14 protein-coding genes are annotated in these 11,452 nt (G+C 45.5%); 9 read left to right on the top strand and 5 right to left on the bottom strand.

Annotated elements, in window-relative coordinates; genetic code table 11:
- Positions 1-266, bottom strand: a 266-nt coding sequence (locus VIP81_RS18285) for a nucleoside-diphosphate kinase (protein ID WP_331964182.1), incomplete at its 3' end; no start/stop codon positions are given.
- A 165-nt stretch (positions 267-431) separates the two neighbouring features.
- Between VIP81_RS18285 and VIP81_RS18280 the strand changes: the two genes are divergently transcribed.
- Both VIP81_RS18280 and VIP81_RS18275 read left to right on the top strand, forming a co-directional pair.
- A complete protein-coding gene (locus VIP81_RS18280) occupies positions 432-1,436 on the top strand; it encodes a DHH family phosphoesterase (RefSeq protein ID WP_331964179.1) in 1,005 nt (334 codons plus the stop codon).
- Between the two features lie 36 nt (positions 1,437-1,472).
- Entirely contained in the window at positions 1,473-2,354 is an 882-nt protein-coding gene (locus tag VIP81_RS18275) for an FKBP-type peptidyl-prolyl cis-trans isomerase (protein ID WP_331964176.1), read from the top strand.
- Between the two features lie 180 nt (positions 2,355-2,534).
- Here VIP81_RS18275 and VIP81_RS18270 read toward each other — a convergent pair whose 3' ends face one another.
- Together VIP81_RS18270 and folP are read right to left on the bottom strand one after the other, a co-directional pair.
- Positions 2,535-3,347 (bottom strand): diadenylate cyclase, encoded by an 813-nt coding sequence (locus tag VIP81_RS18270; protein WP_331964173.1) that lies wholly within the window; start codon positions 3,345-3,347, stop codon positions 2,535-2,537.
- 24 nt (positions 3,348-3,371) lie between these two features.
- Positions 3,372-4,232, bottom strand: coding sequence for a dihydropteroate synthase (folP, locus tag VIP81_RS18265; protein WP_331964171.1), 861 nt, complete (start codon positions 4,230-4,232; stop codon positions 3,372-3,374).
- Positions 4,233-4,490: 258 nt separating this feature from the next.
- Here folP and VIP81_RS18260 point away from each other — a divergent pair, with 258 nt between their 5' ends.
- The 6 genes from VIP81_RS18260 (at position 4,491) to VIP81_RS18235 (ending at position 9,123) form a co-directional block, all read left to right on the top strand.
- Positions 4,491-5,579: a BT_3928 family protein gene (locus tag VIP81_RS18260; protein ID WP_331964168.1), complete on the top strand. Its 1,089-nt coding sequence runs from the start codon at positions 4,491-4,493 to the stop codon at positions 5,577-5,579.
- A 143-nt stretch (positions 5,580-5,722) separates the two neighbouring features.
- A complete protein-coding gene (locus VIP81_RS18255) occupies positions 5,723-6,778 on the top strand; it encodes an ABC transporter permease (RefSeq protein ID WP_331964165.1) in 1,056 nt (351 codons plus the stop codon).
- A gap of 284 nt (positions 6,779-7,062) precedes the next feature.
- A complete protein-coding gene (locus VIP81_RS18250) occupies positions 7,063-7,578 on the top strand; it encodes an RNA polymerase sigma factor (RefSeq protein ID WP_331964162.1) in 516 nt (171 codons plus the stop codon).
- Entirely contained in the window at positions 7,568-8,038 is a 471-nt protein-coding gene (locus VIP81_RS18245) for a hypothetical protein (RefSeq protein ID WP_331964159.1), read from the top strand. The genes VIP81_RS18250 and VIP81_RS18245 overlap by 11 nt, the downstream gene beginning before the upstream one ends.
- Before the next feature lie 36 nt (positions 8,039-8,074).
- On the top strand, positions 8,075-8,596 hold the full coding sequence (locus tag VIP81_RS18240) for a DUF4252 domain-containing protein (protein ID WP_331964156.1): 522 nt from the start codon (positions 8,075-8,077) through the stop codon (positions 8,594-8,596).
- A gap of 17 nt (positions 8,597-8,613) precedes the next feature.
- Positions 8,614-9,123: a DUF4252 domain-containing protein gene (locus tag VIP81_RS18235; protein ID WP_331964154.1), complete on the top strand. Its 510-nt coding sequence runs from the start codon at positions 8,614-8,616 to the stop codon at positions 9,121-9,123.
- Positions 9,124-9,127: 4 nt separating this feature from the next.
- On the opposite strand, the gene VIP81_RS18230 is transcribed toward VIP81_RS18235, so the two are convergent.
- Positions 9,128-9,415: a DUF721 domain-containing protein gene (locus VIP81_RS18230; protein WP_331964151.1), complete on the bottom strand. Its 288-nt coding sequence runs from the start codon at positions 9,413-9,415 to the stop codon at positions 9,128-9,130.
- 85 nt (positions 9,416-9,500) lie between these two features.
- Positions 9,501-10,622 carry a DNA replication/repair protein RecF gene (gene recF, locus VIP81_RS18225; protein WP_331964148.1) on the bottom strand — a complete coding sequence of 374 codons (1,122 nt, stop codon included), beginning with the start codon at positions 10,620-10,622 and terminating at the stop codon, positions 9,501-9,503.
- 228 nt (positions 10,623-10,850) lie between these two features.
- Between recF and VIP81_RS18220 the strand changes: the two genes are divergently transcribed.
- A partial coding sequence (locus VIP81_RS18220; protein ID WP_331964145.1) for a thiamine pyrophosphate-dependent enzyme occupies positions 10,851-11,452 on the top strand: 602 nt, incomplete at its 3' end.

Below are 11,452 nucleotides of genomic sequence, written 5' to 3'. Positions count from 1 at the left end.
ATCAGTTTACGAAAATCTTCTACGGCGTTGTCTTTCTCCAGGATAGCCGCTACGATATGGCCGCTGCTCATGAATTCTACCAGTTCACCGTAAAAAGGTCTTTCCGCATGTACTGCATAAAACTCACCTGCTTTAGCAGTAGATAACTGCGTCATTTTCATGGCTACGATGCGGAAACCTGCAGCGTTGATCATGTTTAAAATGCCGCCAATGTGCCCGTTTGCTACTGCATCAGGCTTGATCATAGTAAATGTTCTGTTGCTCATATAATGTTTAATTCCGAATTACAGATTAGGCCGCAAAAGTAATTACATTTTCTTTAGTGGTAAAAAATTTTGAAATTCTGGCTCAAATAAAGATCTTCGCACTTCGTTTTCTGTTTCAAGCACTTGTTGTGATTGGAAATCAACTCTTAACATTACAGTTTTTTAATGAAGCCGATCGAGGAAATTAAGCCTTTACTGGAGAGCCCTAAGAAAGTGGTCATCACTATGCATCAGAAGCCAGATGCGGATGCCATGGGATCTTCGCTGGCAATGTACCACTACTTAGTGCAGAAAGGACACCAGGTAACTGTAATCTCTCCAACTAACTTTCCGGATTTCCTGAAATGGATGCCAGGAGCTGACCTTGTTATCGACTACGAATCTTCTATGGACCGGGCCATTGAGGCGCTCAAAGGTATTGAACTCCTGTTTTGTCTGGATTTCAATGCCCTGTACCGCACCAAAAATCTGGCGCCGCACCTGGAAAAACTGGATTGTATCAAAATCCTTGTAGACCATCACCTGGAGCCACATCCCAATTTTGACTACGGCATTAGCGATACAAAAGCAAGTTCAACTGCCCAATTAGTTTATGAAACTATATATAAATTGGGAGATGAGCAGTATATTAACCTCGAAATTGCCCAGTGCATCTATGCCGGTACGGTAACCGATACAGGTTCTTTCCGCTTTGCATCTACCTCCGCTGCCGTGCACCGCATGGTGGCCGATCTGATGGACAGAGGACTGCGCCACGAGGTGATCCATCAGGCGATCTACGACAATTTCCTGGAAAACCGCCTGCGCTTCCTCGGACATAGTCTGCTGAACCGCATGGAAGTATTCTATGAATACAATACCGCCATGCTGGCCATCCCTTATTCCGATCTGAAAAGATTTGACCTGCAAACAGGCGATACCGAAGGATTGGTTAATTTCCTGTTATCCATACAGGGCATTAAAATGGCCGCACTGATCATTGATAGAAACTCAGAAGTTAAACTGTCATTCCGCTCCAAAGGAGATTTCGACGTGAATACCTTCGCCCGCAAATACTTCGACGGCGGCGGACATTTTAACGCTTCCGGTGGCCGCAGTGTAGACCCGCTGGAAAAAACCGTTGACCGTTTCATCAAGGCGGTTGAAGAAAACGAGGATCTGTTGCAGTGAATTAAATAAAGTATTTCAACCTACTAATACAAACAAATGAAAAGAAACAATCAGTTTTTAGTTGCAACGGCAGCTTTCGGCTTACTGATAGCCAGTTGCGGCACAGGTGTTAAAAAAACACCGGGCGGTATTGAGTATATCGTTCACAAATCCGGCAGCGGTGCACAACTGAAATTGGGCGATACTGCCCTCCTGAATGTAACCCAACGCATCAATGATTCCCTGTTGGGCGAATCCCGTAAAATGGTTGGAGCAGCTGTTCCGGTAGTATTACAGAAAGCTCAGAACAAGTACGACCTGATGGAAGGTATTGCTTTGCTGCACGCTGGTGATAGCGCTACTTTCATCATTCCATGGGATTCATTGCCAGCTCAGGAACGTCCTCCGTTCGGTAAAAAAGGTGACAAACTGAAAATCACTTTCGCAGTAGAAGGCATTTACTCTGCCGCTGCTCAGAGAGAGAAAGACGAAAAACTCATCACTGAGTACCTGGACAAAAACAAAATCAAAGCTACCAAAAACGCTGCAGGCGTATACGTAGCCGTTAACCAGGAAGGTACCGGCGCTACACCTAACCCAGGTGATACCGTTTATGTACACTACACTGGTAAACTCACCAGCGGTAAAGTATTTGATTCCAGCCAGGATTCAACTATGCGCCCTGGTATGCCTTTAGAACCCATTAAATTCCCTATCGGTCGTGGTTTCGTGATCAGAGGTTGGGATGCAGGTTTAAGCGGCCTGAAAAAAGGTTCCAAAGCTACACTGGTAATTCCTTCCGGCTTAGCTTATGGCTTACAGGGAAGTCCTCCGGTTATTCCTGGTAACTCTATCCTGGTATTTGACGTTCAACTGGTAGACATTAAAGCAGGTGCTCCTGAAGCAGCAGCTCCACAGTTCACGCCTCCAGCTAAATAAATAATGAAACAGCTGTTAGCTATTAGCTGTTAGCTTTTAGTAAATGCAGCGGAAATGAAGTATAAAGAGAAAGGAGATCAGGTATTGCACCTGATCTCCTTTCTCTTTTATTTAATCTTTAATTTTCCGTGTCTATCTCCGCTGCATTAGCTAAAAGCTAAAAGCTAAAAGCTGTTCGTTCTACGCATATCCGTCAATCAGCACTTCATATAACTTCACTTTCAAATCTTCCAGCGATACATCCTGGGTCAATACGCCATCTATGGCATAAGACACGGTACCTCTTTCCTCAGACACGATAATCGCCAGGTTATCACTATGCTCGGTAATACCTACCGCCGACCGGTGACGCAAACCAATACGTGTGGGTAGATTCGGATTCTCCGATACCGGTAATATCACTTTGGCCGCCAGGATCTTATTACCCACTATAATCAACGCACCATCGTGCAGCGGACTATGCTTCTCAAAAATACTTTCTATCAGCTTGGCACTCACGTTGCCATCAATGGGGATACTGGACGCAGAATCGAATTTTAAACGATAGGTGGTCGCAATCACCATCAAGGCACCTGTAGAAGTACTCTGCATCCGGCTCACCGCTACAATGAGCTCATTGATAATATTTTCTTCTTCCTTATAACTCTTAAACTTATCAGGCAGGAACAACTTGGTCAAAAAACTATCCTTGCTCAAAGGTGTCTTCTTTCCCAGTACCAGCAAGAACTTCCGGATCTCCGGCTGAAAAATGATAATGATGGCAATGATACCCACATTAATAAAGTTCTGCAGGATAATGGTCAAAATAGGCATCTGTAAAGCCCTGACCAGGAAATACGCTGCATATACCATCAACAACCCAACGAAAATATTGAAAGCAAGACTACCTTTTAATAAACGATATAATTGAATGATTAAAAAAACAACAATCAGCAGGTCCAAAACATTCAGCCAGCGAAACTCAACTCCATAAAATTGTATTACTTCCTTCATAGTTGTAAAAATAGCAAGATTTAATTAGCCTTTCATTTTCTCCGTAATCCTTACCGCTTCTACAGCGGCTTTAACGTCGTGTACCCTTAATATATGTGTACCCTGTTGCAGGGCAATGGTGTTCAATACGGTAGTGCCGTTCAATGCTTCCACTGGCGTAATGCCCAGCAGTTTATAAATCATCGATTTACGGGAAATGCCTGTCAGCACAGGTACTCCCAGGATATCTTTAAACAGGTGCAGTTCCTTTAGCAGGGCATAATTATGTTCAATGGTTTTCCCAAAACCAAATCCGGGATCTGCAATGAAATCTTTGATGCCCGCCGCCCTGCATTCGGCCAGCTTCTGTTTCAGGTAGTCCAGTACCTCTGTTACTACGTTTTCATACTGAGGATGCTGCTGCATGGTAGCAGGCTTGCCCTGCATGTGCATGGCAATATAGGGTACCTGTAGTTGCCCAACAACCGGAATCATGGCGGCATCCATATCGCCGGCACTCACATCATTAATAATAGCGGCGCCCGCATGCACCGTTTTTTCGGCAACAGCGGCATACCAGGTATCTACAGAAATAATAGCGGTAGGGTAACGGTTCAGTATCGCATGAATAGCTGGTAACAAACGATGTAACTCTTCTTCGGGGCCAATCACATCGGCTCCCGGACGGGTGCTTTGTGCGCCAAGATCCAGAATGGCGGCGCCTTCTTCCAGGTGTTGCTTCGCCTTTTCCATCACCTGGTGCAACTCGTGCATACGGTTGCCTTCATAAAAAGAATCTGTTGTTACATTGATGATCCCCATCACAACAGGCTTGGCAAGTGACAATAATTGCCCCCTGCAATTAATAGCCGGTGAGGGTAATGTCGGGATATGGTCTGGTTTCATTTGAATGCGTTAAGAAGTTAGCATGCAGGCGCGTTGTACCTGATTTTCATATAGTTCTGGCCTTTTACCCGAAATTCTTTATTTTGCCTGCAAATCTAAGAAGGAAAATCAATCATTTTCGAATTTAGGGATTTAGCGCTTTAATTCAGCATTAGATTTACCGGCGGCGTCCACAAAATGTTGCGCTCATCAATTTTAGAGAAAGGTAAACCATGATTGTCCTTATCTTCACGGATCACTTAACCATTAAACTATTTTATGAAGATTATCCTTAACCTGTTGCGTATAATCGTTGGGGTGTTATTCATTTTCTCCGGTCTTATTAAAGCCAATGACCCCTTAGGGCTCAGCTATAAAATGGAGGAATTTTTCGAAGTGTTGCATCTGACATTTCTTTCTCCGTATTCCCTGGGCTATTCCATATTAATGAATGCCTTCGAAATTATTGCCGGTGTGGCCGTGCTGGTAGGATACCGGATGCGTATCTTTTCTGTGCTGCTGTTACTGCTCATCACTTTCTTTACTTTCCTCACCGCCTATGCATTGTTCAGCGGTACCATCCGCGAATGTGGCTGTTTCGGTGACTGTATTAAACTAACCGCAGTAGAAACATTCTGGAAAGATGTGATTCTGTGGGTGATGATCCTCGTGATTTTCTTCTACCGCAAACAAATACAACCCATCAAAGGTGCAGGCATTGCGTTACTGATAGCCACCGTTTTATCTTTTGGTATTCAATGGTATACATTAAAACACCTGCCGTTTGTGGACTGTCTGCCTTATAAAGTAGGTAATAATATTCCGGAGAAGATGAAACTGCCTCCAGGCGCTACGCCAGACGTGTACGAAATGATGTTTATCTATGAAAAAGATGGACAGAAAAAAGAATTTACGGCAGACAACTATCCATGGTCAGACAGCACCTGGAAGTTCGTAGATCGTAAAGATAAACTGGTGAAGAAAGGAAATGCTGAACCAGCCATCAAAGATTTCATCCTCACCGATCAGGATGGTGTAAATCAAACCGAAAGCATTTTATCCGAAACCAAACCGGTATACCTCTTCCTCGTACTGAACGTACAAAAGGCAGGTAGTGGCTGGGATGCGAAAATGAAAGCGCTGCAGGACAAATGGAAAAACCAGGGCGTAGTAATATATGGAGTGACTGCTTCTACCAAAGAGGAGATCGCAGCGTTTAAACAACAGCATGGCCTGGAGTTCCCGTTTGTGCAAATGGATGGTGTGGCCATTAAAACAGCCGGCAGAAGTAATCCCTGCCTGATCCTGCTGGACAAAGGAACTATCAAAGGCAAATGGCATTATAACGATATTCCGGAAAGCTTTTAGCCGTTAGCTTTTAGCGGTTAGTAAATGCAGCGAAGACCATCGTTGATTTTTATTACATTTACTAACCGCTAAAAGCTAACCGCTAAAGTACATTCGCTTTAGTCTAAAAGCTAAAAGCTAACTGCTAAAAGCTATTTCCATCTATGCTTCGTTTTCTGCTCCGCAAAACAGGTTATGGTTTACTGGTACTACTCGGTGTAGTAGTGCTGGTGTTCTTCCTGTTTAATGTACTGCCCGGCGATCCGGCCAGGCTTACCCTCGGACAGCGGGCAGACGTGGCATCACTGGAAAATGTACGCAAGGAACTGCATCTCGACCAACCAGTTGGCGTGCAGTTCCTGTTTTACCTCAACGACCTGCTGCCTGTAGGCGTGCACACGCAGGAACAGGCTGCGGAAAATCTGCACTATATAACGGTAGCGCATATATCAAAAGAGAAAATACTGGTGCTGAAAACGCCCTACCTCCGGCGTTCCTACCAGGGAAAGAAACAGGTATGGGATATTTTAATGGAAGCATTGCCCGGCACTTTGCTGCTGGCAGTAGCTGCCATGTTGTTCGCTACTATCACGGGAATCGCCATGGGCGTGCTATCGGCCGTAAAACAAAATACCTGGATGGACACCGGCGCTGTATTTGCCAGCGTAGCCGGTATTTCCGCCCCCTCGTTTTTTGCCGGGATTGTACTGGCCTATCTTTTTGGTTTTGTACTCAGCGACTACACCGGTTTACATATGACCGGCAGTTTATTCGATATAGACCCTTTTAAAGGCCGGGTGCTCAACCTGCGCAACCTGGTGTTGCCGGCCATCACCCTGGGCATCCGCCCACTGGCCATTATCGTGCAGCTCACCCGTAGTGCTATGCTCGATGTGCTGCACCAGGACTATATCCGCACTGCCTACGCCAAAGGACTCTCCAAATCAAGGGTCATCTGGCAACATGCCCTGCCCAATGCCCTCAATCCGGTGATCACAGCTATCACCGGCTGGTTTGCGGAACTGCTGGCAGGCGCCTTCTTCGTAGAATACATCTTTGGCTGGAAAGGCATTGGTAAAGTGACCGTCGATGCCCTCGACAAATTCGATTTCCCCGTTGTAATGGGGGCTATCTTACTCACCGCAGGTATCTTCGTACTCGTAAACCTGCTGGCGGATCTGCTCTACACGCTCATAGATCCCCGGATAAAGCTGGAGTGAGCGGAGGGGAGCGCCTTCGGCGCTTGTCTTTGCTCAGGATTATACTGATTAGAATGATTATGATGATGTTAGCTATTTCTACTCGGTAACTTTATCTTTTTGAAAAAGGTTTTTAATCAGCGGTAAGCATTTCCCTGAAAAAAGGAATAAAATCAGTACAATCATTCTAATCAGTATAATCCTGAGCAAAGACAAGCGCCGAAGGCGCCACCCCAAAAAATAATTTCAACTTTTTGTAACATCCGCATCTTACAGTCGTCTTCTTTTCAAACGCACTATTCTGCATGTCATTAGAACGATTTCTCTCACAGGTGGTCCCAGTCAGGCAAAAGCTTTACCGCTTTGCATTCCGCCTGTTAGGCAATGAGGAAGACGCGCAGGATATCACCCAGGATGCCCTCATGAAAGTATGGGGCATGCAGGAGAAAATGGCGGAGTTACAAAATATGGAAGCCTGGTGCATGCGCATTACCCGCAACCTGGCACTGGACAAAATCAAGTCCAGGAAGTACCGTATGTCCGATGATCTGGACAGGGCAGGAGAGCTGCCCGCTATGCAACAGCAAAGTCCACATGCGGTGACGGAACAAAACGATGTAATGGGAAAAGTGCATGTGGCAATCAATGCCCTGCCGGAAAAATACCGTACCATCCTGCAACTGCGGGACATAGACGGACATTCCTATCAGGAGATCGCCGACATTTTAGACATAGATATGAATGATGTGAAAGTGAATTTGCACCGCGCCCGTAAAACGGTTCGGGAGAAACTACAAAATCTGCAGGTATATGGATTATAACAGGATCAGTGCATTGCTGGAAAAATATTGGGAAGGAGAAACTTCTTTGGAAGAAGAAGCAGGGCTGCGTGAGTTTTTCAGTACACCTCACCCTGATTTACCGGAAGCGTTGCAGGAGGCAGCTCCTATGTTCCAGTACTTTCATGTGGAGGCGGCAAGAGAATGGGAAGCGCCAACGGCAAAAGTAGTGACGTTGTCGCCACTGCGCCACTGGATGAAGTATGCAGCGGTATTGCTGGTAGCCGTAGGGATTGGTTATGCATTCCGGCAACAGGGACATCGGCAACAGGAAGCCATCATTGCCATGAGACAGCAGGAAATGAACGACTCGCAGCGGGCATTGGCAGAAACCAAGAAGGCGTTGCAGCTGCTGGCGAAAAACCTGCACAAAGGCACTACCCAAATGCAGAAACTATCTTATTTCAATGAGGCTACCGCAGTGGTAGAAGGAAAAGATTAAACCGGCCATTTTAAAACCAGATATAAATATAGAAAGATGAAACGTTACCTTTTATTATTGATGGCGGTCTTTGCCAGCTTCCACCTCTCGGCGCAGCAGGGGAGTGTCATAGACCGGTTTTTCCAGAAGTACGAAAATGACCGGAGCTTTACGCTGGTGAGTATTACCCCCAAAATGTTCAGCATGTTCGCCAAAGTAGATGCCGGCGATGCAGATGCGAAAAACATGATGAAGGTCATTCAGAAACTGAAGGGACTTCGCATCCTGGCCAAAGAAGATACCCGGGAAGGTCCGCGCCTGTACAAGGAAGCAGCCGCTTTTCTCAGCAGCGATTTCGAGGAACTGATGACGCTGCGCGACAAAGACAGTGACCTGAAATTTATGGTGAAGGAAACTGCGAGGGGTACCATCAGCGAACTGATTATGTTGGTAGGCAGCTCCAGCGAATTCATGGCCATGAGCCTGGTGGGCGATATTGATCTCAATGAAATTTCGCTGATTGCCGGATCTGTTAATATCCAGGGCATGGATAAGCTGAAAAATATCAAGAAGAAATAATGCAAAAACTAACTCCCATGAAATCATTTATTATTGCCGCCGGATGTTTTTTATTGTCTGCTTCCGCTGTCAGTGCGCAAGACAAATGCCTCCGTGAATTTCGTAATAAACACCGCGCCAATGCAGAAGTGCATACCGTGTCTCTGGGCGGGTTTAGCCTGAAGATGGCCGGCTGGTGCCTGTCGTTTGCCGATGACGATGCCGATGCTCAAAGTGTGAAACATGCCCTCAAAAATGTACGTCGCGTAAAAGTATATACCATCTCTAACGTGAACGGCACAACGGTGAGCGGCGATGACATTGCAGATTTAAAAAGTAACCTGCAACGCAATGAAAATTTTGATATGCTGATGGAAGTAAGAGATAAGGGAAACCTGGTGCAGATACTCAATAAGGGGAATGAGGATGAGTTGGGAAATGTCGTGATGCTGATACAGGAAGAATCGGATTTTGTGATTGTAAATCTGCAGACCACCCTGAAATTCTCTGAAATCAATAGCCTGATCCGTCAGTTTGCCTCCAACTGATCCCTTACCTGATCATCACTTCTTTTACAATGTTCTCTCCGAGCATTTCATTTACCAGCTTGATGATCTTGTCTTTAGAATAAGTCAATTCCTGTTTTAGTGGCGCCACTGTTGTAGTTACGATCAACTTATTATCGATCAGCTGGATACTCTGTGTGTAGCGGGCAATGGTTTTTCCCATGATCTTCTCCCAGTTATCCTGGATGCGTACCTCCATGAGACGGGGTTTCATCCTGCTTTTGTTCATAAAGTCCCGAAGGGCATCTCCGATACTGGTAGTTCCGTGGCGCATCCGGCAAAGCTAAGTTTTTTCACGCAAAGGAGCAAAGCAGCAAAGCAGCAAAGGTGAAAAGCGTTTTTTACTCTTTTTACTCTTTTTACTCCTTTGCTGCTTTGCTGCTTTGCTCCTTTGCGAGCCCACCTACTTCAATCAGTTGTATTTCGGCGGTTGTTCCCGCAAAGGCTTGCTGAAGGCGGTCTGCGTGTGTATCTGTAATAAATACCTGGCCGTAGTTGTTGCTCGCCACGAGGGTAATTAAACGGGTAACACGCTCCTGGTCAAGCTTTTCAAACACATCATCGAGCAGCAGCAGGGGAGGAAATTTTTTATTTTGACGGATCACTTCAAACTGCGCCAGCTTGAGGGCAAATAAAAAACTTTTACGTTGTCCCTGGGAGGCGCTGGTTTTCATAAGATGATCATCCAGTAAAAAAAGCAGGTCATCCCTGTGAATGCCGGTGGTGGTGCGTTGCAGCTGCATATCCCGGTACCGCGCCTGATGCAGCTGCAACGCATAGTCTTCCTCCTGTAACGTACACTGGTACTGGATATTCACCACTTCATGGGTACCGGAAATATAGTCATACAGTTCCTGGACTTTCGGGATAAAGTTTTGCAGGAAAGCTTTCCGGGTTTCGTATACCGGTACCCCGTGCATGGCCAGTTGCAGGTCGAACACGTCGAGCAGGCCGTCCTGGTTTTGTCCGGTGGTGGCCATATTTTTCAGCAGGGTGTTCCGTTGTAAGAGTATTTTTTGGTAGATGATGAGATGGTCGAGGTAGTCAGGATACAGTTGAGACAACAGGCTATCCAGCCATTTGCGTCTTTCTTCGCTGCCGCCGAGGATAATCTCAGCATCATCGGGGGCAATCATAACGGCTGGAAACTGCCCGATATGCCGGGAGAAGCGGTCGTACTTATCCTCATTCAGGCTAATCTCTTTTTTTCCATCCTTAAGGGTGCAAATGATCTTTTCGGGCTGGCTGTTCTTTTCGAGGTAGCCTTCGAGCCGGAAGCCGTTAGTTTGGTATTGGGTATTCTGGCTTTCGCTGCTGGTAAAATAGCTGCGGGTAAAGCAAAGATAATAGATGGCATCGAGCAGGTTTGTCTTGCCGGCACCGTTTCTGCCGGTGATCCCAACGATCCGGTGACGGAAGGAAAAGGTCTCCTGCGTGTAATTTTTGAACTGAACGAGTGATATTTTATTAATATAAAGCAAAGAAAAAAATTATTCTTAATTAATAATATGCGAAAATTCTCAATTGTATAAGTAATAAAAAACCGCACTAATGGGAAGTTCCCCGTGATTCCCGTGCAAATAAATGCAAAACTGTTTGAAATTGATGAATTTGCATAATTTAATGGGAATTAGAATTGATATTTATATTTTAGGATTTTCCTGTTATATTTGCGAACAAATTTAGAAAGAGTGCAAACTAAAACAGACGTGAAGACGAAATTCACCAAAGAGACATATCTGTACTGGTATGAATTGATGCTTTTGCTGCGCCGCTTTGAAGAAAAGACAGGCCAATTGTACGGGATGCAGAAGATCCGTGGCTTTTGTCATTTGTACATAGGACAGGAAGCAATTGCTGCTGGTGCAATGACAGCTACCAAGCCGGAGGATAAATTCATCACTGCTTATCGTGATCATGCGCTGGCAATTGCAAAAGGGATTTCCGCTAAGGCTTGTATGGCAGAACTGTATGGTAAAGCAACCGGTTGTTCGAAAGGAAAGGGAGGCAGTATGCACTTTTTCTCCAAAGAACATGGGTTCTTCGGTGGCCATGGTATTGTTGGAGCTCAGATAGGTACAGGTGCCGGACTGGCGCTTGCAGAGCAATACAAAGGAACAGACAACGTAGTGTTGTGTTTCTTCGGTGATGGCGCTGCCCGTCAGGGTATTCTGCATGAAACCTTTAACATGGCAATGACCTGGAAACTCCCGGTAATTTTCATTTGTGAAAATAACATGTACGCCATGGGTACTTCCGTAGAACGTACCTCCAACGTATTGGATATCTATAAGTTGGCTGACGCTTACGA

It is taken from the genome of Chitinophaga sp. (genome assembly GCF_036566945.1).
In the GTDB taxonomy this organism is placed as follows: domain Bacteria; phylum Bacteroidota; class Bacteroidia; order Chitinophagales; family Chitinophagaceae; genus Chitinophaga.
This window is presented reverse-complemented; position numbering and strand designations above follow the sequence as displayed.

Excerpts from the sequence above, each read along its gene's own strand:
- VIP81_RS18240 (WP_331964156.1), top strand. The coding sequence starts at position 8,075 with ATGAAACGTTACCTTTTATTATTGATGGCGGTCTTTGCCAGCTTCCAC.
- VIP81_RS18275 (WP_331964176.1), top strand. The coding sequence starts at position 1,473 with ATGAAAAGAAACAATCAGTTTTTAGTTGCAACGGCAGCTTTCGGCTTA.
- VIP81_RS18245 (WP_331964159.1), top strand. The coding sequence starts at position 7,568 with ATGGATTATAACAGGATCAGTGCATTGCTGGAAAAATATTGGGAAGGA.
- VIP81_RS18280 (WP_331964179.1), top strand. The coding sequence starts at position 432 with ATGAAGCCGATCGAGGAAATTAAGCCTTTACTGGAGAGCCCTAAGAAA.
- folP (WP_331964171.1), bottom strand. The coding sequence starts at position 4,232 with ATGAAACCAGACCATATCCCGACATTACCCTCACCGGCTATTAATTGC.
- VIP81_RS18270 (WP_331964173.1), bottom strand. The coding sequence starts at position 3,347 with ATGAAGGAAGTAATACAATTTTATGGAGTTGAGTTTCGCTGGCTGAAT.
- VIP81_RS18235 (WP_331964154.1), top strand. The coding sequence starts at position 8,614 with ATGAAATCATTTATTATTGCCGCCGGATGTTTTTTATTGTCTGCTTCC.
- VIP81_RS18250 (WP_331964162.1), top strand. The coding sequence starts at position 7,063 with ATGTCATTAGAACGATTTCTCTCACAGGTGGTCCCAGTCAGGCAAAAG.
- VIP81_RS18230 (WP_331964151.1), bottom strand. The coding sequence starts at position 9,415 with ATGCGCCACGGAACTACCAGTATCGGAGATGCCCTTCGGGACTTTATG.
- VIP81_RS18260 (WP_331964168.1), top strand. The coding sequence starts at position 4,491 with ATGAAGATTATCCTTAACCTGTTGCGTATAATCGTTGGGGTGTTATTC.
- VIP81_RS18255 (WP_331964165.1), top strand. The coding sequence starts at position 5,723 with ATGCTTCGTTTTCTGCTCCGCAAAACAGGTTATGGTTTACTGGTACTA.